The sequence below is a fragment of the Candidatus Paceibacterota bacterium genome, assembly GCA_028714635.1.
In the GTDB taxonomy this organism is placed as follows: Bacteria; Patescibacteriota; Minisyncoccia; order Phycocordibacterales; family JAQTLZ01; genus JAQTLZ01.
Map to the genome: position 1 here is coordinate 81,380 of JAQTLZ010000002.1, position 25,248 is coordinate 106,627.

The window sequence follows — 25,248 nt, forward strand, 5'->3', positions numbered from 1 at the left end:
ATTTATCCATGAGGAACATTCTTCTTATCGTTTGCATCGGGATTGTCCTCCTCACCGGCGTTTCTTTCTTTTTTATTCACAGCAACATTTCTCGCGGACTGACGTTTGAATCAGTCCGTCATTTTGTAGCATCAGTATTTTTTGTGGATAGCTCCACCTCTGAAATTCTTCACCAGAAGTATGCAGCTGCAGAAAATGGAGAAAAGTTTCGAGTCCTTATTGTTCCTGGACATGATGATGAATACAGCGGAACCGAATTTTGGGGCATAAGGGAGGCTGATATGACGGCAGAACTTGGAGGAGAGCTCGCGAACATGCTTTCAAAAGATCCTCGATTTGTCGTAACACTTTCCCGTACCCACAAAGACGGGTACAACCCTATTTTTCAGGAATATTTCGCAACACAAAGACAGATGGTGAATGATTTTATGGAAAATCAAATTGCGACGATGGATGATTTGGAAGCGAAAGGACTTCTCCAAACCGTCACGGGGGTTCCTCATCGAACCGCGGTAAGCGAAGTGGCATATCACCTTTACGCTATAAATAAATGGGCGAATGATAACAAGATGGATCTTGTCATTCATATCCATTTCAACAATTATCCTCGAAAGGATCTTACTACCCCAGGAATATACAAAGGATTCACGATCTATATTCCGGAAGGTCAGTACTCAAATTCGAAAGGAAGCCAGGCGATAGCGAATTCTGTGTTCAATGAACTCTCGAAAGAATATTCGGTAAGCACCCTTTCGCACGAAGATTTGGGAGTTGTGCCCGAGCAGGATCTCATTGCTATCGGTTCTCACAACTCGCTTGATTCAGCAGGAATGCTCATTGAATACGGCTATATTTATGAACCGCAATTTTTGACATTGCAAAAACGCACTCAGGCGATTTCAAATCTTGCGCTTTTGACCTATAACGGAGTTGAAAATTTCTTTAATCCGATTCAGTAGGATTAGTTCAGTACTTTCACAAGTTCTTCTCGCACTACAGTCGCATCATCCCAAGGAGTTTTCTGCCCATTCGCTTCCATAATATAAGGATCAGTTCCTTTGCCGGTGATGATGACCACCTCACCTTTACGAGCATCTTTGAGTGCTGAATGTATAGCTTCTCGCCGGTCCATAATGATCCTCGGATGATGTTTTATCATTCCCTTTGCCATCTCCTTAACGATCCCTTCGGGATCTTCGTCGTACGGATCTTCATTGGTGAGAATGATTTGAGAGCAATAGGTATCAGCTATTTTCCCCATCTCTGGCCGTTTCCATTTATCTCTTCCTCCTCCGGTATTGCCGAGGACGCAGATTTTTTCGGATGCGCCGAATGTTTGATACACTTTTTCCAAAGAATCCGCAGTGTGGGCGTAATCTACGATCACCGTGAAGTCCTGTATTTTTTTCGTCTTCACATCTCCTGGCAAAGTTACTCTTTCCATTCGGCCTCGCACCAGCGTCACTTTCTCAAGAGCTTTTTTTATCACGGGAGTCTCAATGGCTTGGCTTTTTGCAAATGTAGCGACGCCGAGCATATTGTAGATATTGAAAAGTCCGGGAAGAGGGGAGGAAATTCTTACTCCATTGAAACCAAATTCAATTCCTGCTCCACCAAGCGTGTGCGAACCTGCGTCTTTCAGCGAGTATGGGTATTTTCGAGGAATATTCAGCGAGAGAAATTTTTCTGATTCGGCACTATCCTTATTTACGATAATCGCTCGATTTTTTTTCTCGGAATGTTCAAGCGCGTGAGCGATAGAGAGTTTTGCTTCAACATATTTTTCATACGAACCGTGGGATTCAATATGTTCTGGAGAGATGTTGGTAACAATGAGCGCGTCGAGGTCAATATATTTGTGACGAAATTGTTTTGCTCCTTCAGAAGTCATTTCAATCACAGCCCAATCGCAGCCTGCATTTACAGCATCGTGCAAAAATTTCTGGGTGAAAAATCGCCCGGGCATTGTCATTTTGTAAAGATTTCGCTTTGTATCTCCTCCGATTTTGAACTGAAGCGTGCCCATTGAGGCAACTTTAAACCCCGCTTCCTCAAGTACTCTTGCAGTGAGCTCTGTAGTTGTCGTCTTTCCCTTTGTTCCAGTAATTCCAACTACTTTGATCTTTCGAGAAGGGAAGCGATAGAGAATCGCCCCAAGAAGAGCGATTTTGTAGTGATATATCGGCTGGAGCTTTTTAAATATGCTCTGCGGAATAATTTTTCGTAAAAAAGAAATCATTTATGAGTGCATTGCTAAAATTTTTAAAGCGTGTTTCACTTTTTCCGAGGTGTTTTCGATTTTCTTATCAATTTTCTTGAGCGCCTCGCGAGCTTCCCGTTCAGGATACCCGAGAGACTTCAAAGCTTCAAGCACGTCAGAGGCGCCGCGGAAATCAGTTTTTTCGCTTTCTTCGACAAGGCCGATCTTGTCGCGAAGTTCCAAAATAATTTTGTCGGCATTTTTCCGTCCGATTCCTCCCATTTTAGTGAGAAGCGACGAATCTCCGGAGGCAATTGCTTGGCGAAGCGTAGATACTGTGGCGCCGGAAAGAATTCCCATTGCAGTTTTTGGACCGATGCCAGAGATAGAGATTAAAAGTCCGAAAAAATTCAAGCCTTCTTCATCGAGAAAGCCGTACAGGTCGAGCGCGTCTTCTCTGACAGCTAAATGAGTGAAAAATCTCACTGGTTCAGACCCCATTTTCTTCACTTTTTCAAAGGTATCACCGGAAATGAATATCTTGTAACCCACGCCATGTACGTCCAAAACCACCTTTTTCAGGTCTTTAGAGACGATTTTGCCTGTGAGTTCAGAGATCATAGTGGGTAGCGTATAGCTTATAGCGTATAGCGTTTAGGGTAAAAACGCAAAGAAATTTGCTTTTATTCGCTGCTTTTGCTATCTTTTCTGGACGCTCGACGCTAAACGCTCGACGCTACCCATATGGCAATTACGACATCTGCAAAAAAGGCTATCCGAGTTTCCGACAGGAAGCGAGTTTTCAATATTCGCCGAAAGCGGGTGATGGAAGATCTTATCAAAGAGATCCGAATTATGGCTCAAAAGAAAGATAAAAAAGGATTTGAGACAATGCTTCCACAGACTTTTCAGGCGATCGACAAAGCGGCAAAAACCAAATATATCAAGAAAAATACTGCTGCGAGATACAAGTCACGACTCTCAGCGCTTCTCACAAAAATTTCAGCTTAAAAAACACCCGAGAGGGTGTTTTTGTTTTTAGATCAAGTCAAAAGATATTTCAACAAAGCCATTCTAATCAGGAGTCCATAATGGACTTGTTTGAAGTACATTGCTTTTGGAGAAGCATCTACTTCTGTAGCGATCGTATGTACTCGCGGCAGGGGATCCATAATGATCGCTTCTTTTTTCATTTGAGTAACTAGATGCATATCAACCCGATAAAAATCTCGAAGTCTCAAATATTCTTTTTGATTTTTGAATCGTTCTTTTTGAATTCGTGTCTGGTATAAAACATCAATAGAGCTGATTATGGATTTTGTATTTTCCATTTCTTCAAAAACAACTTTATGCTTTTTTAAATATGTCTTGATTTCATTATTTATCTGAAGGGATTTCGGCGAGACAAAATATATTTTTATGTTTTTGTATTTCCCTAAAAGATATGAGAGTGATCTTATGGTTCTGCTGTTTTTTAAGTCACCAACCAAAGCAATTCGAATCCCATCAATTTTTCCAAGTTCTTTTTTAATCGTGTAAAGATCTAGTAAAGCTTGGGTGGGATGTTGTCCGGGCCCGTCGCCTGCGTTTATGAGTGGTATTTTCGACACGGAAGCAGCTCTTTTTGCTGCACCTGCTTCATAATGTCTCATTACGATAACATCAGCATAATTATTTATAACTTTGATCGAATCTTCCAGAATTTCTCCCTTTGAAGCGGAAGAAAATTCTCTGGCATTTTCCGTGCTAATTACGCTTCCTCCGAGCCGTAGCATCGCCGATTCAAAAGAAAACCGAGTTCTGGTACTCGGTTCATAAAACAGTGAAGCTAATATTTTGCCCCGTAGCGGGGTATCGGTTTTCTTTTTTAATCTATCTGCAATGGAGAAAATTCTTTCGATGAATTTTGTATCAAATTCTTCGGATCCTACGATGTGATGCATTGGGGGTATTGTACATTAAAAACTGACCGATTGTACAATCGGTCAGCAAAATACTTAAAAACACTTCCTGAGCGCAATAACAAAACGTGCGCTATTAGTTGGAAGGCCAATGACTTTCCGTTCAAGATCAGCACAACAGACGTCCTTTCCTGAACATTCCTCTATCGCCTCAAACAGGAAGATGGTTTGTTGAATACAAAAACGAGAGAAAGGTTTCTGCCACTCGTCTGGAACCGAAGCCCATTTTCCAGGATGACCGAAGGGCAAAAGATATGGAATTCCAACATCTTCACCTCCAGTAAGCAACCTGCCTGAAAGTGGCACTCCAGGATAGAAGTCGCGTTCGCAAATTTCATCGATCACTTGCTCGTAAATACGGACGGAGCGAACTTCGCATCTTTTCTCGGTGCGTTTTATTCCTTCTACAATACTGATGCCCGCGTATACCACGGGGACATGAATCCCAACTTTTTCGAACAAGTCTATCACTCGTTCGATGAGGCTACCCGAAAAGATGACATCGTCGATCAGTGCAACCTCTGTGTTGCCACTTTTCTTCACGTGCCTGAGTTGATGAAGAATCGAAGGAGTTCCGGCACGATGTCCGAGACCGTAATCGTTTCCATGTTCATCAGAAAGACGTGCGATCTCAAAAGCAAGTTCGCTGTGAGAGTACACACGATCCAATGAGACAACAGGCAAGGTATTTTCCACGAGTAGTTCAGAAATTCCTTCCAACAATTCTTTTTCCGAAACAAATTCAAAATTCGGAAAAATTTGTTTCATGAATTCGACAAATTTTCCTCTTAATTCAGAGAAAAATTCATCGCTTGGTAGCGCAAAACCTCTTTGCAATGCCCACTTACGCAAGAGCAATTGAATGTCTGCCGAAACGACGTAGGGCTTGTCCATGCTTTCTTCCTCCACTGGGGGTTTAAAAAAGAACATCCTTCCATCAGAAAAGAGAAATCCCTTCTGAGAAGGGATTGAATGTGGAGAAAAATGATAATTCTAAAAGCCACAACCAAGCTCTTCTCGGAAGAGTTGATTGTGATGGTGTGTGGTCGAAAATTTTTGCTTATTTTTTCGCATATTTTTGTTTTATAAGCCTAAAAGCTCGTGAGACCGCTTCTTTTGGTGTTTTTGCGGTTTCAATTTTTATTCTTTTTCTGTCATCGAGATACTCTCCAGCCAGCTTTTCACTCCATCCGCCAGTTCCGGAAAGTGTGATGATTGGTATATTTGCCTGGTATGCAATTGCAATTTCAGTCAGAGTTCCAGAACCACCGTTCAGAGTAATAATCGCATCGCAACTTAAGACAAGAGCTAATTCTCTTCCACCACCTCGTTCAAGACCGCTTGCAATCACAATATCTGCATATTGTTTTTCAAAAATATCCAAACCTTTGTCATAGGTAATACCGATAGTCATTCCTTTTGCCTTTTTTGCTCCACGACAGGCTGCGGTAGAGAGGGAATCGTAGTCTTTTTCAGCACCGAAAATGAGTGCGGCTTTTTTCTTTGCGACCCAGTAGCCGACTTCTTCCGCCAGTTTTTCAAGATTTTTTGAATACTTAAGATCGGCAGCGGAACCCATAACTCCTATCTGTATTTTTCGTGATTGTGTTTTCATTTACTTTATTCTCTTTAACACCAGTTTATAGCCACCTTCTCTGCCATTCAGCCATTTAGATACACGAGCAATTGTAGTCGAGCTTAGACCCGTTTCTTTCTCGATTTTTTCATACGAAATGTTTTGAGAGAGCATTTCGGCCGCTTTAAGGCGTTTTGAAAATTCCTCAATTTCTCCTTCGGTCATGAGATCACGAAGAAAACACTCGGCTTCCGCAGTTGTTTTTAAAGCTAAAATTGCCCTGATAAACTTTGTTTTTTCTTTACTATTCCAATCCATACCCCCAGTTTAGCAAAGTGGAGTACTTTAGTCAAGTAAAGTATATATTTGTCCCCCCGTTTGGAATTGAACCAAAATTTCTTCCTTCGCAGGGAAGTGTCCTATCCGTTGAACGACGGGGAGTTTAAAATAAAACAGTTCTAACTTATCATAGACTCCTTAGAATCCCAAGTATTCCATTATTTTTTGAGTGAGGGGTTCTTCGTGTTCAGCTTCGACGAGGTAATATGCTAGATATTTTCTCACCACTTCTTCATTTATCGTATCGAGGGGAATGATAATGAACGCCATCATTTTTTTCTTCGATTTAATAACAAGCTTGGGCATTTCCGGAGCGTAGATGTCTATTCCGAAAGAGTCGAGTGTTGAATATGGATACATCGTGTTTCCGATAACGATTCCTTTTTCGTTTATTTCATAACGAAGCAATTGAGGCGCCCTGCTTGCAAAAACAGAGAGAGCGAATGTTCCCACGATAAGCACCCCTGCAAGCATAATGTTGCCGTAAATCACCGATATGGCTCCGAGTGAGATGACGACAATCCAAACCGTCCAGTACCAATCAGCCGTTTTATGCCGGTAGGAGTATTCGTAGGTTTGCCAAATGAGAGGTCTTTGCGCCATCGTTATAGTATAACAAATATGTTCGCGAAAGTTGTGTTTGCAATTTGTGATGAGAGAGTAGAATGGGAAGATCGTGTAATAGAGAATCGGATATTGAGAAAATCTTTACGTAAGCAAGGACATAAAATGCAAAAAACCGGCGTTGCCGGCTCTTTGCGTGCGACTTAGTGTCCGATCATAAGAGTTTCGGTTTGCACTGATAAGTCGACCAAAGTTAGTATATCATTTAGAATTAATTTTGTATTTCAGACCATAACAACCATGCCTTTATCACAAAAGAATAGATGCCTTTACTGCGGAAATAATCAGACAAATCACCCTATGGACAAGCTTACGGGGCTTTTCAATGGGGCGACCGCCTCTTTTAATGAATATGTCCTCTATTCATACCCAGGGAGAAGGCTCATGCACGCAATTGAAAAAGGCCTTGTTCTTTTATCCTGGATTTGGTTCCCGCTTCACATTGCAAAGTGGAGCAATGACATTTCGAAAACAAAAATCGCCCGCGGGAAAGTGCTTTGGGAAGAAGCCGAGAAACGGGGCATAGCGATGGAACAGCTTATGGTTTTTGGACGGGCGACGGATATCTATCGCGTTTATCTTGGCGATAAGTGGCGCCCTTTTACAAGCCTTCCTCGTCCAGATTCGATCGAAGTTCCTGCTGCTGCGTGGATAGATGATAAAGCGGTGCTTAAGAAAAAACTTGCGAGAGCAGGAGTTTCCGTTTCCAAAGGCGCTGGGTTTTTTTGGTACTGGAGCGCACTGCGGATGTTTCGGAAATTAGAAAAGCCGGTCGTGGTGAAGCCGAGGTTTGGTTCCCGCGGAAGACATACGACCACTTTTGTTTCGACAGAAGAAGAATTTAGGAGAGCATTTAAAGTTACAAAAACACTTTGTCCATTTGTCATAGTTGAAGAGCATCTTGTGGGACCGGTTTTTCGCGCGACTGCTATTGATGGAGAAGTCAGAGGACTTCTTGCCGGAGAGCCTCCGCGAATCATTGGAGATGGAATTCATACTATTCTTGAGCTTATTCGTGAAAAAGATGCTCGCAAAACTGGCGAAGTAAAAGATGTTCCTGTACACGCTCTTCTAGACGGCTATTTAAAGAGGCGGGGTTTTTCTCGGGACAGCGTTTTACCGAAAGGGAAAGAGATTGATCTGACTGAAAAGATCGGGGTTTCGTACGGAGGGAAAAGCATTGAGGTTATGGATATTGCTCATCCGAAATTTATTCCGGCTTTAAATAAAGCTGCGCAATTTATTGATGACCCAATCTTGGGCTTTGATTTTATTGCCGAAGATATTACGAAAGACCCGGATATGCAGAAGTGGGGAATTATCGAATGCAATGCGGTGCCGTTCATTAATCTTCATCATGATCCGCTCGAAGGGAAGCCTTCTAATGTCGCCTCGGCAGTGTGGGATATGTATTTAAAGAGGATGTAAAACAAATAAAATAACCCGTCTGCTTCGTTGCGAAACATATTTTCTCTCTCAACGTAGCATCCGTACGTCTCTTTCGAAAATATATTCCGCGCCTCGCATTCAGGGCTATTTAATTTGTTTTAAAAAAAGCTCCGAGCACAAAGTGCTCGGAGCTTTTTGAAATCAATACGTATGTCTTTCTAGGTCCGTAAGCATCCGGTCAATTTTCTGATATACATCTTTGAGATATCGGTGGATTCCTCGGAGATTGCTTTGTGCTTCTCCTTCATCCTGCGCGCCGTCAGTGTAGTAATAATTGATAACATCCCGATCCATCTCGTCGCGAATGACCCGCAACTGGTCTATGACCTGATTCTGATATTTTCTCGATTCATCTAGATTGAAGTCTGCCATAGCTATAGTTTAAAGATAAAAGCTTATCGTTACAAGGAGAATTGCATACAAAAACCAGAGATACCTCGCATTATTTACCCATTTCATGGGGTATACAAAGAGAAGCGATGCGTAGCGGAAGACAAATCCCAGAGTGACGAGATCCATAAACCGCAAGGGCGTTCTCGAAGCATCTATAATATTGTCCATATCCTGATCGCTTGGAAATGCGTTGAGGCCTGCCGAAAAAGAGATCCAAATTAAAAATATGCGCAAATTCATTTCTGTATCCCCGTGAAAAGCAAGATAGCCGGCGACGAGAGCAATGATCGTATTTAAGATGAGGGGTCCTGAAGAAATCCAGAACACTTGGCGGTATTTCGTCGGCTCGGCGTGAATGACTTGCCCGACAGGATTTCCGAGGCGGAAGTATGAAACTTTAAAAACCGCCACACCGAACCAATCGCAAAATTTCTTGTGGGCGAATTCGTGGAGTATAACGCCGGGGAAGGTGAGAAAGCAGATGAACCATGCCATCCAAAAATTATAACACCTTCACGTTTTTCATTCCTGCAAAAATCCACCTGTCTGATGATTCCACAATTCTGCGTAAACTTTGTTTTCGGCTACAAGCTCGGCATGCGTTCCCATTCCCGCGATCTCGCCATTTTCGAGAACCACAATTCTGTCCATTGTCTGCACAGTGCTTAATCTGTGCGCGATGACGATAGTGGTCTTGTTTTTCATAAGTTCTGTGAACGCCTCTTGAATATATGATTCGCTCACGCTATCAAGGGAACTCGTAGCCTCATCGAGAATAAGGATCGGCGCATTTTTAAGCATTGCTCTGGCGATCGCGACCCGCTGTCTCTCCCCCCCGGAGAGCTTTACTCCTCTTTCTCCGACTAGGGTCTCGTATCTTTTTGGAAGTTTTATTATGAATTCATGAGCGTGCGCCTTTTTCGCCACGTCTTGTATTTCCTCCTCACTTGCTTCCGGTTTTCCGTAGGATATGTTTTCTCGGATGGTTCGGTGAAAAAGAATCGAATCTTGCGGTACGTAAGAGATTACTGATCGCAGATCGTTCTGTGTGATTTCCTTTATATCTTGTCCGTCAATCTTCACTGCGCCTTCTGTGACATCGATGAATCGGAGGAGTAGTTTCGTGATGGTTGATTTCCCGGCTCCAGAATGCCCGACAACGCCTATTCGTTCTCCAGAGCGAATAGCGAGGGTAAAATGTTCAAGCACTTTTATTCCTCCTTTATATACGAAAGACACATCATCGAAGAGAATTTCACCCTTTCCGATTTTCGCCTGCTCTGGTTTTGGAGAATCTGAGACATCTATCTCCAAATCAAAAATATCCACTATCTCTTTCATATCCGTACTCGCTTTTATTGCTTTTGTGAGAGATTTTCCCAAGCTCCAGAGAATGTCAAAAAGATTGAACATGTAAAAAACCATGAGAGCAAAAGTTCCGATAGACAGTAATCCCCGATACCATAAACCGATGCTTACGTATATCACAGTGATTTGAAGAATTGCCATGAGAAAAGCTTGCATGGCATTTTGGAAATTCCCCATATACCACGCATGCCTGCGTCTTTTCTCTTCGTCTAAAGTTACTCCTTGGAACGCATTGCTTTCTTCTTTGTCTCTCGCAAATATTTTTATTGTAAGAACGTTAAGGATTGCGTCTGAAAGCCGGGCGGTAACACGAGAATCGGCGGCCGCTTCCTCTATGTCGTATGACATCTTTCTTTTTATGAAGAGGATAGTGATCGCGATATAGAGAAGCGCCCAGGCCAAAAATATCCAAGCGAGAAGAGGTGCTTTTATGAAAAGTATCGTAATGATTCCCGAAACAGTAACCAGAGAAAAGAATATTTGGTACGAGATGATGTCTGCCAGAGTCTCGAATGACCTGGTAAAGCGTTTTGTTTTTGCGACGATGCTTCCGGAGAAATTATTTGAGAAGAAATAATACGAATGTTTCAGAAGCCGATCAAAGGTGGAATCATAGAGATCTTTCATGACTTTGCTTTGAAAGTACGAGCTCGCATAATCACCAACACGAAAGCCGACGTTGTGCAGAATGATGCTAAGTACCAAAAATCCCACGATTGGCATAAGTGCAGCGAGAATCGCGTCGGGTGCGACGCCGGAAGAAACGTTGTCTATGATTTCCTTGTAGAGGTAGGGTTTTACGATGCTGTCGAAAATAATTCCGAATGCGTAGCTGAAAAAAATCAAAAAGAAAGAGACCTTATATTTTTTGATATGAGGCTTGAGATAGAAGAGAATTCTTGAAAAATAGGATTTCATTTGCGGAGGCGGTGAGATTCGAACTCACGACCCAGTTGCCCAGGTAACAGTTTTCAAGACTGTCTCTTTAGACCGCTCAGACACGCCTCCCTAATATATGCCATCGGTTCAAGTGTTTGGGGTTACTCGTGCCGATAGTTTTGAAATACTGCCATATTTCCGCCTTATTTTCAAGTTGTACTGCTGAATTGCGGCCGTTTTTTCTTAATCGTGCTTTGAAATTTAGATCGATAAGAATATTAAAAACTGAAGTTGCTAGCGATGGGGAGGCTGTCACAAAGTTCAGCCGAGGATAGGAATATTTTTTACCTTTTATGAGATGTGTTTCGTAAAATAAACACCCATCGGTATCGATAAGTCCGCGCAGGCACATTTTTTGGTATTTTTTATTTTTCATAATCCACTCAGGAATATCAAGATTTTGTTTTAATTTGTCTCCCGACTTGAGGCCAAGAAGGATGAGATACTTATTTATCCCTTTTCTTGAGACAACAATGTCTATCCCATCAGATTGTTTTCTTAGCTGTTTTTTTGCCCTGATTCTGAATAATTTTTTGATTAGATTTCGGACGTAAAGAGAATACTTTTTGTCAGTTTTTCCATTTAATGAAATACGAAACTGATATTTTGTTATACCTCCGTCCCCAAGCATTATTCCCATGAATTCTGCGAGAAGCGGACTTTGTTTGGGTAAATGGACCCTCTTTTCCAAAAGAACAGAATTCATCCGGAATTTACCCTTCGTATCCCACCACTTTTTCCATTGAGATTTTCTGTATTCCTGGTTCCCGATTAGAGGTCCGTATTTTTCATGCACAACTTTTCCTCCGATTGGCGCCCCAATCTTCGCGTACCAGTATCTCTCCTTTATTTCTATATTTTTAGGTCTTGCTAATTTACAAAGGGTACATAAAGTTTCAAGAGAAGAAAGGGTCATCGTATTCTTTTCTCGGAGCCAATCTGAAAAAGAGCGGGGATGGATTTTAAGGAGAGAAGCCAGCTTGCTTTGAGATAAAGACAGAGAGCTTAGTGCCTTCTGTAAAAATTTTCTTTGCCTACCTTCGGAGAACAAAACTCTATTATATTTAGACGACTTTGCCATACCTCTATTATACTTCCTACGGAAAAGATATACAATACTTCTTTATGAAACCAATCCTTGTCACTTCATACGTCAACCCTGATCTCGACGGGCTCTCTTGCCTCTTTGCTTACACAGAATTTTTGAAAAGCCAGGGGAAAAATGTCGTCGCGGGAATTATCGGCATTCCCCACGAAGAAGCGAGATATGTTTTCGATCGTTTTAAGATTTCATACCCCGAGACATTTAAAAATACGGATGCATTCGATCAGGTGATTATGCTCGACGGGAGTTCTATTGCCGTAACTGAAAACAGGATTAAACCGGAACAAGTCATTGAAATCATTGATCACCGTCAAACGCACGAGCTTGAAAAATTCCCAAATGCCATAGCGCAAATTGAGCTTGTTGGAGCGGCGGCAACGCTTGTAGCGGAGAAATTTATCGCAAACAAAGTTGAGATTTCAAAAGAATCCGCGATACTTTTGTCTACCGGAATCATTTCAAACACATTCAATTTCAAAGCCACTGTTACAACAGATCGCGACAAGGAAGCGGCAAAGTGGCTGAATGCCATCGCCAAATTGCCGGAAAATTTCTGGAGGGAACTTTTCGAGGCGAAATCTGATATGACAGGAGAGAAACTCTGGGAGAAAATGGACGGGGATTTTTCATTAAAAAATCTATACGGCAAGAGAGTCGGAATGGCGCAACTCGAGATGATCGGCGCAGAAGCTTTGATTCAAAGCCGGCTTTCAGAAATTCTTGAGCTTCTCCATCGCATTAAAAAGAACGAGAAGCTCGATATGATATTTTTGAATGCTGTCGATCTTGAAAAAGGGGAGGCCTTCCTCATTTGCGACGAAAAAGATACAATGCGGATTCTAGAGGATATTTTGCATGTGGAATTTAAAAATAATATTGCAGAAAAGAAAGGTTTTCTTATGAGAAAAGAAATCACCCCGCTTTTCAAAAAAGCTTTAGAAAAATAATATGTTTACTGGAATCATTACACATCTTGGAAAATTCGAACGAAACGAGAAGGAGAAATTTTTCTTCTCTGCCTCGGCATCTTTCCTCGATATGCTCCATTCAAGCGATAGTGTGGCGGTAAACGGCACGTGCCTGACTGTGGTGAAAAAAACCAAGGGAGAATTTTTAGTGAATCTTATGCCTGAAACAGTAAAAAGAACGATGCTCGGGACTTTGCTTCCCAAGACTGTCGTAAATCTGGAATTGCCTGCAACGCCTCGTTCGTTTCTTGCTGGGCATATCGTGCAAGGGCACATCGATGGAATCGGGACTCTTTCGAAAATGGAAAAGAAAGGGAGTAGCAGGGTTTTGGAAATAGTCGTCGAGAGGAAATTAATGCGCTATATTGTGGATCAAGGTTCTGTCGCAGTGAATGGGATCTCACTTACGGTTATCGAGGCAAAGCAGAAAAGTTTTACCTTCGGTATTATTCCTTATACATGGGAACATACGATGCTTAAGGGAATAAAATTAGGGGACAAGGTGAACATAGAAGTCGATATTCTTGCAAAATATGCTGAAAAAATCTCAAAGTACTAAAAACATCCCGCGCGTTTTTGCGGGCAAAATAAAGATCGGCATTGTCCGAAGTGTTTTTAATTCGGAAATGACGGAGAGTCTGGAAGATGCTTGCCGAAAAACTTTATTGAAAGCTGGAGTACAAGAGAAAAATATTACCACTACGACCGTGCCGGGTGCGCTTGAAATTCCGATCACTGCTCAAACTTTAGCGAAAAAGAAGCGGTATGATGTGCTTATTGCTCTCGGTGTAGTCTTTAAAGGAGATACTTATCATTTCGAACTAGTGGCCAATGAATCCGCGCGCGGCTGCATGGACGTCTCTCTCAAATGGAATATTCCCATCATCTGCCAGATTCTCTCTGTTTATAATATGCAGCAGGCCAAGGCTCGCACGGGGAATAATGGATTCAATAAAGGCATTGAAGCAGCGCATGGAGCTCTCGCAATCGCCTCTACGCTTCAGGATATAAACAGAAAACATGCGTAAAAAAGATTTGCCGAAAGTAAAAAAAGTAGCCTCGACTCTTTTACCGACCGTCTACGGCGATTTTACATTTGATGTGTTTGAAGACGCGCAGGGTCGCGAACATATTGTCCTCTCCGCTGGGAATATCAAAAAAAATGATCCGCTTTTGCTCCGTATCCATTCGTCATGTATCACCAGTGAAATATTTCTCTCGGGGAAATGCGACTGTCGCGGCCAGCTTCTCAAGGCTATGAAAATAATTTCCGAAAAAGGCGGTGCAATCATTTATCTTCAAGAAGAAGGACGGGGCATTGGTTTGACCAATAAAATTCGCGCATACAAACTTCAGGCAGGCGGTCTTGATACGGTTGAAGCAAACGAAGCACTCAATTTTCCTGCCGACCTTCGGGATTATGGTGTGGCAATTTCCATCCTCGCCGTTTTGGGCAAAAAAAGAGTGAAGCTTCTCACTAATAATCCGGCAAAGGTGAAAGCTTTGGAAGGCCGTGGTATTAAAGTTGTTGAGCAACTGCCTCTCGAGGTTCCTCCTACCCGCTCTAATAAGGGTTATCTTTTGGTTAAAAAAAATAAACTAGGACACCGATTAAAAATTAGATAATTTCTATGAAATCTCCCCGTCTTTCCGACGAATATTTTATCGATGAGACGTTGAAGCTCGCCAGACGAGCGCAGAGCTGGACCAATCCCAATCCGATGGTTGGGGCGGTGATTGTAAAGAACGGTAAAATTATTGCCCGTGGATATCATAAGCGAGTGGGTTCTCATCATGCTGAAGTTGAAGCGCTCAAGGCGGCCAAGGAGAGCGTTCGAGGAGCCACACTGTATGTGAATCTCGAGCCGTGCAGTCATTACGGAAGAACACCTCCATGTGTCGACGCAGTTATCAAAGCGGGTTTCAAGCGCGTTGTCTGCTCAACGCTCGATCCAAACAAAAAAGTGCGCGGTCGCGGGATAGCGAAATTAAAAAAAGCCGGAATCGCAGTTTCTGTAGGTGTCAGAGAAAAAGAGGCGAGGGTGCTCAATGAAGCATTTCTTACTTTCCATGAGAAAAGACGCCCCTTTATTGCCCTCAAGTTCGCAGCTAGCCTCGACGGGAAAATGGCGACCTCTACGGGAGATTCAAAATGGATTACGAATGAAAAGGCTCGCCGTTTTGCTCGGGCACTTCGGAGTGAATACCAGGCTATTCTCGTGGGGATTAATACCGTTATACACGACGATCCAAATCTCGGCGCGCGCCAAAGCGGGAAAAAAGACCCAATCCGGATTATTTTAGATTCCAAGCTGGACATCCCCCTGAATGCCCAAGTATTGAGGGATACCAATGTTATAATCGCAACGACTGAGCATGCTCAAGCGGGAAAGAAAAAACTCTTGGCAAAACGTGGCATTACGATTCTCACTTTTAAAGGCAAACAAGTACCAATTCCGAAACTCATCTCGGCATTGCGAGAGAGGGAAATCATCAGTGTTTTTGTAGAAGGAGGCGGAAAAGTCTTGGGAAGTTTTGTTGATGCAAAAATCGCTGATAAGTTGTATGCTTTTTATGCGCCGATTCTCGTTGGCGGTGAGAAAGCCGTAACGATTCAAGGAGATGGAATACAAAAAATGCGGGATGCAATAACCTTCAAAAATTTTTCCATCAAGCATTTTGAAGATAATTTTCTTGTCATAGGTTCTTTAAGCTAATTAAAATGAAACCGCCTAAAATTGTAACTGCTATTTTCGTTAACCCTGAGGAATTATTTCAAAAATTCCCGCCAAGACATACCAAACTTTTCGGAACTCATTCTTCAATTGCGTATGATCCAGTTTCCTTAGATGATGTAGAAGTTGGGAAACATTGCACACTTAAAATTATGGGCAGAGTGTCAGATGAAAAATGTGATGTGCTCATTGTAGAAAACAAAAAATCAAAATTAAAATATCCGCACATAACGCTTTCTTGTTCTCCGACTGGCCATCCTATTGAATCGAATGAGTTGCTAGAGCGAGCTATGAAAGGAAACTCTGTTGAATATCTTAAAGAACCAATTTCTATCGAGGGAGTAGAGGGATATTGGGACGGCGATATTAAGCATATTTAATTTATGAAATACCTCGGAATTGATTATGGTTCAAAAAGGGTAGGGATCGCGACCTCGGATGAAGGAGGCAAAATTGCTTTTCCGAAGGTGATTTTGCCTCGAGATGCGAAACTCCTCGATGAAATTCAAAAAATCTGCACCGAAGAAGAAATCGGCGAAATTGTGATAGGTGAGTCAGTTGATTACAAAGGACAGCCTAACTCGATCATGAAAGATATTTTAATTTTCAAAACTGCTCTTTTGGGAAAAGTTTCTCTGCCAGTCCATTTCGAACCAGAATTCATGACTTCCCACGAGGCTTCGAAAAATAAAAATAGAATGCAGACAATGGCGAATGAAAGGGAAGACGGCAGAGCAGGACGAAAACCGCAAGCGAAAGAATCAGTAGATGCATCTGCAGCAGCGCTCATTTTACAGAACTTTTTAGACAAGAAAAAATAATATGGAAGAAAAAAAAGAAGAGAAAAAGATCGAATCAAAACCCGCTGCGCCGGCAAAAATTTCTTATGATGATTTTGCAAAAGTAGAAATTCGCGCGGGAAAAATACTTTCTGCCGAAAAAATTCCTGATACTGATAAACTTTTGAAGCTTATGGTGGATTTCGCCGAAGGCACGCCTCGCCAAATTGTTTCTGGTATTTCAGCATATTTTCCTGATCCTGCTGTTTTAGTCGGAAAAACTTGTATGTTTGTGACGAATCTTGAGCCTAGGACAATAAAAGGCTTTGAAAGCAATGGTATGCTTTTCGCAATAAGTACTCCAGAAGGTGTCTTCTCTCTTCTCGAGCCGAAGGAGGGGATTGTTCCCGGAACAAAAGCTAAATAATTCGGCATTGGTGTGTATAAGGACCCTTTTTTCTTTGGTATACTATCTCTATGAAGCTACAAGCTAACAGCTACAAGCTATAAGCTATTTTTTATGTCCTTTGTTTCTTCAAAACATCCTCATCCGGACGCGGCAAAATTTTTTCCCGTTCCAAAATTTCTCGAAATGCCTTTCGCTGGAGTCGATATCTCCGAAGGAGCAATTCGGGCTGTAAAACTTGAAAAGACAGCATTCGGCTTCCATGTCGAAAAATATTTCGAGCAAGTTTTGCCTCCCGGAACGATTCTCTCTGGTTCTGTGGAGCGGCCAGGGCCAATTGCCGAGGCGATCCGAGCACTTCGCCGAGCGTTCAAGGTTCAATTTGTGAAAGTGTCTTTGCCTGACGAGAAAACATATCTCTTCCGCGCAGATGTTCCATTTATACAAGGCTCGGATTTGAAAGAGAGCATTGAATTTCTTTTGGAAGAAAACGTGCCTCTGAATCCAACCGACGCATTGTTTGAATATGCTGTGATGCCAGGAACACTTCCGCATGAGCGCATCCCTGTCATCGTCTCTGTAGTGCCGAAAGATGTAGTCTCTTCGTATCTTTCACTTTTTCATTCTGCGGGGCTCCTCCCTATTTCATTTGAAATAAGGTCCCAAGCGCTCGCTAACGCGGTTTTACAAAGGGGTGATATGCGCGCGACACTTCTTGTACATATTGGTCATTCAAAAACCACCATTGCCGTCGTTCAGGGAGGCGCTGTGCAATTTTCTTCCGTCGTTGCTGTTGGAGGGACAACGCTCACTGCAGCAGTCGCCCGGACTTTTTCCGTGTCAAATGAAGAAGCGAGTCAGATGAAAGAGAAAAAGAGTTTCATAAATACGACGAATAATCAGGAATTTTTCTCCTCTCTTTTAAGTTCTGTTTCAGTTATTAAGGATGAAATGCGAAAAGTGAATGGGTACTGGGAAGATAAAGTGAGCGATCCTAAAGGTTCTGCCAAAAAGATCGAAAGAATCATTCTTTCTGGGAAAAATGCCGCGATGTCAGGACTTCGGGAACATATGGCGCTTGAGATGAACAAAAAAGTCGATGTCGCCAATATTTGGACGAACGTTGCCTCGCAAGATGTATATATTCCCCCTATCTCTTTACTCGAATCTCTCTCATTCGCGTCCACTGTCGGTCTCGCGCTTCCATGGCCCGTTTCTGCACAAATCTATCATGCTTGATTTTCTTCCAAAAGAAATAAAAAAGTTTTTGAAGAACGAATACGCGCTTCGGGTAGCAACGCTCGGCTTCCTTCTTTCGTTCATGCTTTTTGTTCTGTATGGTGCTTTTCTTCTGCCTTCTTTTTTCCTATCACAAGTCAAAGAAAATGTAGCAGTCGAGCGGGCCAAGCCAGTTCTCTCTTCGGAGGATTTTCAGAAAAGCAAATCGCTCCATGCGAGCTTGGCGTCTCTCAAGAAAAATTTGGGAAGTCTAAAGATTGTTTCAGATTCATCTCCTTTGCCTACTGAAGTTATTGATGCCGCGTTGAACCGGCCTTCCGGAATACAGATCGAGTCTTTCCAGTATGCAAAGCTAACTGGTTCAGGCGCTCTCCAGATTATCGGCACTGCTTCTAGCCGCGATGCAATCGTGAGTTATGTAAAAATGCTTCAAAGCCAGAGATTTTTCAGCAAAGTTGATTTCCCGATTTCGAATCTTGCTTCGGATAAAGATATTAATTTCACCATCAATGCAACCGGAACATTCTGAAAAAATTCCTCGGACCAAGACCAAATCGCTTTTTGCGCTTGTGTTTGTTTTGAATCTTCTCGCGATCGCGGGCGTGGCTTTCCTTTTCATTATGATTCGCGACAAGAATGAACACGCATCAATTGTGAATAACGATCTGGAACGAGCTCTTACAGAAAAAAGTGATATGCAATCGCTTCAGAAAGAGGTGAGTGCTATCGAGGCGGACAGCAAAACTCTCAATTCATTTTTGGTGGGGAAGGATAATGTTGTAGCTTTTTTGGAAAGCGTCGATGCGCTTGGGAAAACGACTGGCTGTGAGACAAAGGTGAAAACTGTGGAGGAGATTAAAGATCCAAAAGTATCCAAAATACATCTTGTTGTTTCTGCAAATTGTCCTTGGAGCTCACTCCATACTTTTTTCTCGGCGCTTCTCTCCATTCCTTATAAAATAGAGCTAAAAAATGCTTCTCTGGTGGCTTCTCTAGAGACAGAATCGGTTCAGGCTAAAGCAAAGCGCGCTTGGATAGGGACGTTTGATTTCACTGTCCTTGAAGCAGAATAATACACACACCATGGAACATTTTCTAAAAAATCTCTTTAAAAAGAAAGAAAAACAGCTTGTGAGGCGAGCTTGGCCTCGCTCGAAAAGGGATTGGGAAATTCTTCTTGGCGGTTTCCTCTTTCTTCTCATTGCGGGAGCTATCGCTTCAGGCTTTCTGTTTCTTAACATTTCCCGCGGAGAAATTTTCCAGATTCAAAAATCTTCGCAAGATGACACTTCGATTATCGATAGCGAGCTTTTGAAAAAGACGATTGATTTCTATGAGAATAAGGCGCTGAATTTGAAGGAGATTACTACTCACTCGAAGGTGATTGGGGATCCGTCGCTGTAAATAGACTAATTTACGGAATCAAGTAAGATAATGAAGTTTCTCGCCCCCGTAGTTCAATGGATAGAACACTGGACTTCTAAGCCAGTTATGTAAGTTCGATTCTTACCGGGGGCACATGAAAAGAAAAAGCCAAACAGTTGGCTTTTTCTTTTACATGGGCCGGACGGAGCGTTGCCGAGCCAGTAGGCGAGGCCGCGAGTCGGGGTTGCGGAAATTTGTGAGTGACGACGAGTAAATTATTCGTGACCACAGATAAAATAAAAAACCAGCACATGCTGGTTTTCTATTTTGTGGGCGATGCAGGACTCGAACCTGCGGCATCTTCAGTGTAAATGAAGCGCTCTACCAACTGAGCTAATCGCCCATGATCAGACTGCAAATAATAGTAGCACGTCTTTTCAAAAACTTAAAGATAATATAGAATATAGTGTATATAATACATAACTCAATGGTATGAAAAAAATAGAAAGAGACAAGGCTATCATTTTGCGAAGGAACGGGAAGTCATTTAGGCAAATTGCGAAAGAGATTGGTGTGGCAAAAAGCAGTCTAAGTTTATGGCTTAGGGATGTGATACTTGATCCAAAACTGAAGAAGAAGCTTTCCGAGCAACCCTTTACAAGAGACGCGATAGAAAAAAGAAGGAAGTCTCGGCTTTCGAACGAAAAACAAAAAAGAATTTCTGTTATAAAACAAGCCGAGAAAGAAATAGAAACACTTACTCCTGCAACACTTCGTATTGCTGGTATTTGCCTCTATTGGGCAGAAGGAGGAAAGACAAGAAGCGGGGGAGCGAGATTTTCTAATAGCGATCCGTATATGATTCGCTTAATGATGAGATTTTTCCGTACAATATGCCGAGTGAAAGAAGATAGATTTAGATGTCATATTCATACTTATTCACATTTGAATGTTTCCAAATCTGAAGAGTACTGGTCGCGCATAACTCGCATACCGCTAACGCAATTTTTTAAAACTTATTCTAAACCGAGCAAAGCAAGTTTGGGCAAACGAGATACCCTTCCGTACGGAACTATTGATGTTTCTATCCATGATACGAAGCTTTTTTTGCAACTTATGGGTTGGATTCGAAAAATCGGCTCTGTCCCTTCTTTGGGTGAGAACTAAGAAATATTAACTAGAAAGTCTTTGTCTCTTTTGAATCCATCTCGCTATTATTTCATTCGCTTCTTTTTGAAGTTCTGGATATTTCGAGAGACTATGCGGTGCATTTTTTATAAGCGCGTGTTCGAGATGTTTCGAATCTGTTATCGCATTTTTGAAATTAAGAATTGTCTGGTGGGGGACCATTTCGTCTTTTTCTGATTCGATAATGAGAATTTCTCCGGGGAATGTATGTATGGCTCGCAAAGCAAATGTGGATTCAGAATCTCTTTTGTGTTCACGCCATTCATTTATTTTTGCTTGTTCGAAGATCATTCCTTTCGGTGTTTCAAACGTCTCGTCAGGATAATCTGCCGGAGCTCGAAGTATTATGAAATTCAGATTTCTTTTTTGACTAAGGAGGAGCGCGAGGTATCCTCCAAAAGAGCTTCCGCTTACTCCAATTTTTTCTGTATCTACTTCAGACCGTTTCGCAAGGAAATCATATCCGGCAATTACATCTTGAAGGAAATCTCTGCGGGAGAGGGAATTTTTATCATCCGCGCTTTTCCCGTGTCCTCGTAAATCCAAAGTGAGACAGACGAAGCCGAATTTCTCCGCAAGCATTTTTGCCGTATCAAACATTCTTTCTTGCGTACTATTCCACCCATGGAGAAGCAAAACGGCAGCTTTTTTGGCCACTTTTGAATCAGGCCTGAAGATATGTCCATCAAGGGAATAGCCATTCCCCGGAATCTCAGTTTTTTCCATAAGATTGATTGTAGCGCATATCATATTTTGACCCTAATAAACGAAGATTTTAGCAAGCAATAGAGCCATATTCTCTCAAGTGAAGCACTTGACTTTTAACTCTAAATATGCTATCATTAACCCAGAACCTATGTTGTTTTATCGCTTCCGTATTGGTACGGAGCGGATAGGTTTGGTCTCTGAAAGGAAGGGGTTGGAACATGGTTACAACGAGAGTTTTGTCAGCTTGTGCGGCGGTCGTTGCGGCAATGGGTCGCGAGGGAGCAGCACAGTGGGCATTCCGGAATGGCAACATGGTCTATTCACATCCGGCGCTCGGCGAAATCGAGATCGGCGTCACGGGGCGGGAAATTTTTGCTCCGGAATCTGACGGCCCGAACCACTCGGCGAGCATCAACATGGATGCGGGAGAGGATCAGCATCCTGCCAAGTTGTCGCTCACGTTTGCGGCACACTTGGCGGAAGGGATCAAACTTCTCCACTACGTGGGGAGTGCCATGACCGACGTTACCACGGGCGCAATCCCACAGCTCGACGTCGAGGTTACGTGGAAGAGGGGCGAGACAGTTCCGTATACACGCAAGACGGACGCGGACAACATCGATTTGTTGCTCCTCGCTCCGAACGGCGCGTTCCTGGTGCTCCAAATATCGCTGGTCACCCGCGACGGCAGTTTCTACATCTGTTGTCAGGAGAAGTACGGCGGTCAGTTGGTGCATGGCGCCGATGGCAACGTGGGCGGGATTCCGGTTTATTCCGGCAATGCTTATCCGGGGAGCGGTTTTGCAAAGAACTGCCACACGAACGCCGGAAGCCTCATCCCTTACGCGCAGCGAATCGGGTACGTGAAGGAAGGCGAATTCACGGCGGCGCAGTGGAATCCCGAAGATGGAGAAGACATGACGCTCATGGGCACCGAAGAAATGGGCATCGTGACGTGGTTCAATATGGTCTTGGGCATCGGGTTTATCCGCTGCCGCGACAGTGAGAAGGACATCTTCGTCCACTTCTCGAAGATCGAGGAGTTCGCACTTCGCCCGGAAGCGCGCGTCGTATTCAAGCAGATTCCCGGTCAGAAACCCGGGACAACCCAGGCCAGCGAAGTTCGCATGGTCTGACCAAACCAAAACAACAAGGAGGGAAAAAGTAGTAGGCGGAACGCACAACTGAAAAGGTTGCGTTCCGCCTTTTCATTTGTCTCCAATTTTATATGCGGGGAGGAGCATTTTTTGTTACTATATTCTCAATGAATAAAAACCCTTACCCTTGGAGCAAATGGAAAGAGCTTATTCCTGATATCGATTCTGTAATACGGGAGATGGAGAAGACGGATGTTCTCTCGGTAGGTGTTACTCCCTATACTCGCATCATTCCCGCATTTTTTTTGAATACGTATTCTATCTATACCGTCCAGCATTCAAGCGATGTGGATATATTGCAGGAATATCTGCGCATGCATGTGCTTGAAGACCACCATCCTGCTATTGCTAAAAAAGTGCACGGCACCGGCTATCTTGTCGGCAATCATGTTTTTCAAAGTTTCTTGCGGTCATGGCGCAGAAGACCCGCACTCGTTTTTAATACAATAAATGAAAAGACCATCCAAACGCTTGAGGGTCTAAAGGTGCCCTGGCTTGGGAACGCGCCGAAAACTTTTGAAAGTGTTGTATACAAAGGGTCTTTTAGGGAATTAGTCAGGCAATACGGACTTCCTTCTCTTCCATCTGAAACATATGCACTTCAGGACTTTCTCGCTTCTTCTTTCGATGCCCTTTGGCAAAAATTCGAAGGCCCTTTCGTTGTTCAAAGAGGAGATAAGGAGGTGGGCGGAAATGATGGAACTTTTTTTATCCACGAGAAAAAACAATTTGAATACTGCACCGCACTTCTCTCTCAAGAGACAGGATTTACCACAGTAGTCGTAACTGCCTTTATAGAAGGAGATTCTACCTCTGTGCTTGGATGCGTTATGCCGAAAGGGATCTTGACTGGACCTCTGCAATTGCAACTTATCGATATACCGCAATCTTTGCACGGAATGAAACCGGGCGGATGTTTTTTCGGCAATGATATGGGGTATCATCCTTGGGATGCTGAAATTGAATCAACTGCTCAAAAAGTCGTCGAGAGGATCGGTGAGCATTTAAGAGAGAAAGGCTATTTGGGGATATTCGGCATAGATTTTTTGTATGATAAAAGACGCAACAAAATATTTCCAAATGAGTGCAACCCTAGAAGTCCAGGCTCGACTACTTTGTATTCCTTGATGCTCCTTGAAATCGGAGTCCCTCCCCTGGAGTTTTTTCATCTTATGGCGCATCTTGGAATTGAATCATCGTATGATTTTGAAAAAGTGAATGTGAGTTTAAAAAAAAGATTGCCCTGTGCCCACATCGCTTTTTCTCCAAAAGATATTCCTTTTATGAATTTGCCCTTGCTTGCGGGCCTCTATTCGTATAATTCTTCAAAATCAGAATTATCGTACAAAGGTGCGGGCATTTCACTCCATGATCTCAAAGATGAAAAGGATTTTTTGGTGATCGATACTGTCCCAACCATGAAAGCTCCCATTGAACAAAATGTGCCGCGACTATTTAAATTTATTTTCAAGCGAAGCATTGCTAAATCCTCCTATGAAATAGATAAGGAAGCGGGGTATCTTCTCGAGCGATTTTCGCTCTCTTTGATTGAAGCAGCAAAAGAAAATAGGGAATAAATAAGGGAGTGTTTCTGTCTACCTTTTCTGTCTAAAATACGCTAGACTAGCGATATTCGTTTCAAATCATGCGAGGCAAGAATCATAATGGAATAAAGGCTGTAGTAATGGGCGGAGGCACGGGGACCTTCATGGTGCTTTCTTCGCTCAAACATTTCATAAGCGATATTACTGCAATCGTGACGATGGCGGATGACGGGGGCTCCACTGGAGTACTACGCGATGAATACGGCGTCCTTCCTCCCGGAGATATTCGCCAGTCTCTTGTCGCGCTCTCTTCTTCATCGGAAGTGATGCGCGAACTTTTTAATTATCGCTATTCGACCGGAGTATTTTCTGGCCACGCATTTGGGAATCTTTTTCTTTCTGCGCTTGAGAAAATTACGGGAAGTTTTCCAAAAGCTGTGCAGACTGCGGGAGAGATCTTGCAGATCACGGGAAATGTTGTGCCAGTAACGACAGATGATATTCGTTTAAGTGTCCGCAGAGAAAATGGAGAAGTTGTGAAGGGGCAGAAATATATGATTTCATCCGGCTTTAAGAAGGGAGAGAATAATACTTTTTATCTCGAGCCGGAAGCTAAAATAAATCCAGCTGCAGAAAAAGCAATCCTCGAAGCCGATATGATAATTCTCGGCCCCGGGAATCTTCATTCATCGCTTGTGCCTATTCTTCTTGTCGCTGGAGTTTCAGAAGCTTTGAAAAGGGCGAGAGCAAAGAAGATATATATCTGCAATATGATGACTCAGCCAGGACAGACAGAGCTCTATACTGTGGCGGATTTTGTGGATGAAGTAGAAAAATATGGAGGGAAAGATCTGTTTGATTTTGTTGTGTTCAATAACAAGAAACCCCCGCAGGAATTCATAGATGCTTACGCGCGTCAGGGTGAACAGCTTGTTTCATCTGATAAAAAAGATTTTGAAGGAAAGAGATATGTACCAGTTGGAGAGAATCTGGTTTCTTCAAAAGTGATACAGCCGAAAGCGGGGGATAAGATACCTCGTCCGCTTATTCGTCATGATGGGAATAGGGTTGCTCGCCTCCTTATGAAAATCTATTTCAGCTAGAACTTTCATATTTGGTAAACTTCTTCGTTGCCCGCTCGTTTGCTCCTGCAATGTAGAATACTACATTTTAGTCGCAAGCCTCGCAGGCGTCTCGAATTTTCC

At 42.8% G+C, this 25,248-nt stretch carries 31 protein-coding genes and 4 tRNA genes; 20 read left to right on the top strand and 15 right to left on the bottom strand.

The genetic code is table 11. The features are described from left to right. Positions 1-8: 8 nt before the first annotated feature. The gene (locus PHS53_01745; GenBank protein ID MDD5356852.1) at positions 9-959 is read left to right on the top strand and encodes an N-acetylmuramoyl-L-alanine amidase; all 951 of its coding nucleotides are present in this window, start codon (positions 9-11) and stop codon (positions 957-959) included. A 2-nt stretch (positions 960-961) separates the two neighbouring features. Here PHS53_01745 and murE read toward each other — a convergent pair whose 3' ends face one another. Next, a complete protein-coding gene (gene murE / locus PHS53_01750) occupies positions 962-2,239 on the bottom strand; it encodes a UDP-N-acetylmuramyl-tripeptide synthetase (GenBank protein ID MDD5356853.1) in 1,278 nt (425 codons plus the stop codon). After that, the gene (ruvA, locus tag PHS53_01755) at positions 2,240-2,821 is read right to left on the bottom strand and encodes a Holliday junction branch migration protein RuvA (GenBank protein MDD5356854.1); all 582 of its coding nucleotides are present in this window, start codon (positions 2,819-2,821) and stop codon (positions 2,240-2,242) included. 123 nt (positions 2,822-2,944) lie between these two features. On the opposite strand from ruvA, the gene rpsT reads away from it, so the two are divergent. Then, positions 2,945-3,211 carry a 30S ribosomal protein S20 gene (gene rpsT / locus PHS53_01760; GenBank protein ID MDD5356855.1) on the top strand — a complete coding sequence of 89 codons (267 nt, stop codon included), beginning with the start codon at positions 2,945-2,947 and terminating at the stop codon, positions 3,209-3,211. 32 nt (positions 3,212-3,243) lie between these two features. On the opposite strand, the gene pyrB is transcribed toward rpsT, so the two are convergent. The 6 genes from pyrB to PHS53_01790 all read right to left on the bottom strand — a co-directional run bounded on the left by pyrB (position 3,244) and on the right by PHS53_01790 (position 6,679). After that, entirely contained in the window at positions 3,244-4,143 is a 900-nt protein-coding gene (gene pyrB / locus PHS53_01765) for an aspartate carbamoyltransferase (protein MDD5356856.1), read from the bottom strand. Positions 4,144-4,197: 54 nt separating this feature from the next. Beyond that, complete coding sequence (locus tag PHS53_01770; GenBank protein MDD5356857.1) at positions 4,198-5,091, bottom strand: hypothetical protein; 894 nt, start codon at positions 5,089-5,091, stop codon at positions 4,198-4,200. Positions 5,092-5,221: 130 nt separating this feature from the next. Next, positions 5,222-5,776 (bottom strand): TIGR00725 family protein, encoded by a 555-nt coding sequence (locus tag PHS53_01775; protein ID MDD5356858.1) that lies wholly within the window; start codon positions 5,774-5,776, stop codon positions 5,222-5,224. Further along, the gene (locus PHS53_01780; GenBank protein MDD5356859.1) at positions 5,777-6,055 is read right to left on the bottom strand and encodes a YerC/YecD family TrpR-related protein; all 279 of its coding nucleotides are present in this window, start codon (positions 6,053-6,055) and stop codon (positions 5,777-5,779) included. It abuts the gene before it with no gap. A 51-nt stretch (positions 6,056-6,106) separates the two neighbouring features. Beyond that, positions 6,107-6,178 (bottom strand) — tRNA-Arg (locus PHS53_01785). A 36-nt stretch (positions 6,179-6,214) separates the two neighbouring features. Next, positions 6,215-6,679 carry a hypothetical protein gene (locus PHS53_01790; protein ID MDD5356860.1) on the bottom strand — a complete coding sequence of 155 codons (465 nt, stop codon included), beginning with the start codon at positions 6,677-6,679 and terminating at the stop codon, positions 6,215-6,217. Positions 6,680-6,940: 261 nt separating this feature from the next. On the opposite strand from PHS53_01790, the gene PHS53_01795 reads away from it, so the two are divergent. Continuing rightward, a complete protein-coding gene (locus PHS53_01795) occupies positions 6,941-8,128 on the top strand; it encodes a hypothetical protein (GenBank protein MDD5356861.1) in 1,188 nt (395 codons plus the stop codon). Between the two features lie 162 nt (positions 8,129-8,290). Here PHS53_01795 and PHS53_01800 read toward each other — a convergent pair whose 3' ends face one another. From PHS53_01800 to PHS53_01820, 5 genes are all read right to left on the bottom strand, one after another. Continuing rightward, complete coding sequence (locus PHS53_01800; GenBank protein ID MDD5356862.1) at positions 8,291-8,521, bottom strand: hypothetical protein; 231 nt, start codon at positions 8,519-8,521, stop codon at positions 8,291-8,293. A 9-nt stretch (positions 8,522-8,530) separates the two neighbouring features. Further along, positions 8,531-9,037 (bottom strand): metalloprotease family protein, encoded by a 507-nt coding sequence (locus PHS53_01805; GenBank protein ID MDD5356863.1) that lies wholly within the window; start codon positions 9,035-9,037, stop codon positions 8,531-8,533. Positions 9,038-9,064: 27 nt separating this feature from the next. Further along, on the bottom strand, positions 9,065-10,828 hold the full coding sequence (locus PHS53_01810; protein MDD5356864.1) for an ABC transporter ATP-binding protein: 1,764 nt from the start codon (positions 10,826-10,828) through the stop codon (positions 9,065-9,067). A gap of 3 nt (positions 10,829-10,831) precedes the next feature. Continuing rightward, positions 10,832-10,918, bottom strand: a tRNA-Ser gene (locus PHS53_01815). Next, the gene (locus PHS53_01820) at positions 10,905-11,765 is read right to left on the bottom strand and encodes an LAGLIDADG family homing endonuclease (protein MDD5356865.1); all 861 of its coding nucleotides are present in this window, start codon (positions 11,763-11,765) and stop codon (positions 10,905-10,907) included. Before PHS53_01820 ends, PHS53_01815 begins: the two co-directional genes overlap by 14 nt. Before the next feature lie 209 nt (positions 11,766-11,974). Here PHS53_01820 and PHS53_01825 point away from each other — a divergent pair, with 209 nt between their 5' ends. The 13 genes from PHS53_01825 (at position 11,975) to PHS53_01885 (ending at position 19,599) form a co-directional block, all read left to right on the top strand. Further along, positions 11,975-12,901 carry a DHH family phosphoesterase gene (locus PHS53_01825; protein MDD5356866.1) on the top strand — a complete coding sequence of 309 codons (927 nt, stop codon included), beginning with the start codon at positions 11,975-11,977 and terminating at the stop codon, positions 12,899-12,901. Position 12,902: 1 nt separating this feature from the next. Further along, on the top strand, positions 12,903-13,481 hold the full coding sequence (locus tag PHS53_01830) for a riboflavin synthase (protein MDD5356867.1): 579 nt from the start codon (positions 12,903-12,905) through the stop codon (positions 13,479-13,481). Continuing rightward, the gene (gene ribH / locus PHS53_01835; GenBank protein ID MDD5356868.1) at positions 13,456-13,950 is read left to right on the top strand and encodes a 6,7-dimethyl-8-ribityllumazine synthase; all 495 of its coding nucleotides are present in this window, start codon (positions 13,456-13,458) and stop codon (positions 13,948-13,950) included. The genes PHS53_01830 and ribH overlap by 26 nt, the downstream gene beginning before the upstream one ends. Beyond that, a complete protein-coding gene (ribA, locus tag PHS53_01840) occupies positions 13,943-14,548 on the top strand; it encodes a GTP cyclohydrolase II (GenBank protein MDD5356869.1) in 606 nt (201 codons plus the stop codon). The genes ribH and ribA overlap by 8 nt, the downstream gene beginning before the upstream one ends. A gap of 5 nt (positions 14,549-14,553) precedes the next feature. Then, on the top strand, positions 14,554-15,639 hold the full coding sequence (gene ribD / locus PHS53_01845) for a bifunctional diaminohydroxyphosphoribosylaminopyrimidine deaminase/5-amino-6-(5-phosphoribosylamino)uracil reductase RibD (protein ID MDD5356870.1): 1,086 nt from the start codon (positions 14,554-14,556) through the stop codon (positions 15,637-15,639). A gap of 5 nt (positions 15,640-15,644) precedes the next feature. Continuing rightward, entirely contained in the window at positions 15,645-16,037 is a 393-nt protein-coding gene (locus PHS53_01850; protein ID MDD5356871.1) for a hypothetical protein, read from the top strand. A gap of 3 nt (positions 16,038-16,040) precedes the next feature. Beyond that, the gene (gene ruvX / locus PHS53_01855; protein MDD5356872.1) at positions 16,041-16,478 is read left to right on the top strand and encodes a Holliday junction resolvase RuvX; all 438 of its coding nucleotides are present in this window, start codon (positions 16,041-16,043) and stop codon (positions 16,476-16,478) included. A gap of 1 nt (position 16,479) precedes the next feature. Further along, positions 16,480-16,863: a hypothetical protein gene (locus PHS53_01860; GenBank protein ID MDD5356873.1), complete on the top strand. Its 384-nt coding sequence runs from the start codon at positions 16,480-16,482 to the stop codon at positions 16,861-16,863. A gap of 93 nt (positions 16,864-16,956) precedes the next feature. Then, the gene (gene pilM / locus PHS53_01865) at positions 16,957-18,081 is read left to right on the top strand and encodes a pilus assembly protein PilM (protein MDD5356874.1); all 1,125 of its coding nucleotides are present in this window, start codon (positions 16,957-16,959) and stop codon (positions 18,079-18,081) included. Next, on the top strand, positions 18,074-18,610 hold the full coding sequence (locus PHS53_01870) for a PilN domain-containing protein (GenBank protein MDD5356875.1): 537 nt from the start codon (positions 18,074-18,076) through the stop codon (positions 18,608-18,610). The genes pilM and PHS53_01870 overlap by 8 nt, the downstream gene beginning before the upstream one ends. Continuing rightward, a complete protein-coding gene (locus PHS53_01875) occupies positions 18,591-19,154 on the top strand; it encodes a hypothetical protein (protein ID MDD5356876.1) in 564 nt (187 codons plus the stop codon). The genes PHS53_01870 and PHS53_01875 overlap by 20 nt, the downstream gene beginning before the upstream one ends. A gap of 10 nt (positions 19,155-19,164) precedes the next feature. Next, on the top strand, positions 19,165-19,485 hold the full coding sequence (locus PHS53_01880; GenBank protein ID MDD5356877.1) for a hypothetical protein: 321 nt from the start codon (positions 19,165-19,167) through the stop codon (positions 19,483-19,485). Between the two features lie 42 nt (positions 19,486-19,527). After that, a tRNA-Arg gene (locus tag PHS53_01885) sits at positions 19,528-19,599 on the top strand. A gap of 177 nt (positions 19,600-19,776) precedes the next feature. On the opposite strand, the gene PHS53_01890 is transcribed toward PHS53_01885, so the two are convergent. Further along, a tRNA-Val gene (locus PHS53_01890) sits at positions 19,777-19,849 on the bottom strand. A gap of 89 nt (positions 19,850-19,938) precedes the next feature. Between PHS53_01890 and PHS53_01895 the strand changes: the two genes are divergently transcribed. Beyond that, positions 19,939-20,613, top strand: coding sequence for a hypothetical protein (locus tag PHS53_01895; GenBank protein ID MDD5356878.1), 675 nt, complete (start codon positions 19,939-19,941; stop codon positions 20,611-20,613). A gap of 6 nt (positions 20,614-20,619) precedes the next feature. On the opposite strand, the gene PHS53_01900 is transcribed toward PHS53_01895, so the two are convergent. Beyond that, complete coding sequence (locus PHS53_01900; GenBank protein ID MDD5356879.1) at positions 20,620-21,360, bottom strand: alpha/beta fold hydrolase; 741 nt, start codon at positions 21,358-21,360, stop codon at positions 20,620-20,622. A 293-nt stretch (positions 21,361-21,653) separates the two neighbouring features. On the opposite strand from PHS53_01900, the gene PHS53_01905 reads away from it, so the two are divergent. The 3 genes from PHS53_01905 to PHS53_01915 all read left to right on the top strand — a co-directional run bounded on the left by PHS53_01905 (position 21,654) and on the right by PHS53_01915 (position 25,146). Then, positions 21,654-22,478 carry a cold shock domain-containing protein gene (locus tag PHS53_01905; GenBank protein ID MDD5356880.1) on the top strand — a complete coding sequence of 275 codons (825 nt, stop codon included), beginning with the start codon at positions 21,654-21,656 and terminating at the stop codon, positions 22,476-22,478. Between the two features lie 128 nt (positions 22,479-22,606). Then, positions 22,607-24,076 carry an ATP-grasp domain-containing protein gene (locus PHS53_01910; GenBank protein ID MDD5356881.1) on the top strand — a complete coding sequence of 490 codons (1,470 nt, stop codon included), beginning with the start codon at positions 22,607-22,609 and terminating at the stop codon, positions 24,074-24,076. A 68-nt stretch (positions 24,077-24,144) separates the two neighbouring features. Further along, positions 24,145-25,146 carry a YvcK family protein gene (locus PHS53_01915; GenBank protein MDD5356882.1) on the top strand — a complete coding sequence of 334 codons (1,002 nt, stop codon included), beginning with the start codon at positions 24,145-24,147 and terminating at the stop codon, positions 25,144-25,146. Positions 25,147-25,248 lie beyond the last annotated feature (102 nt).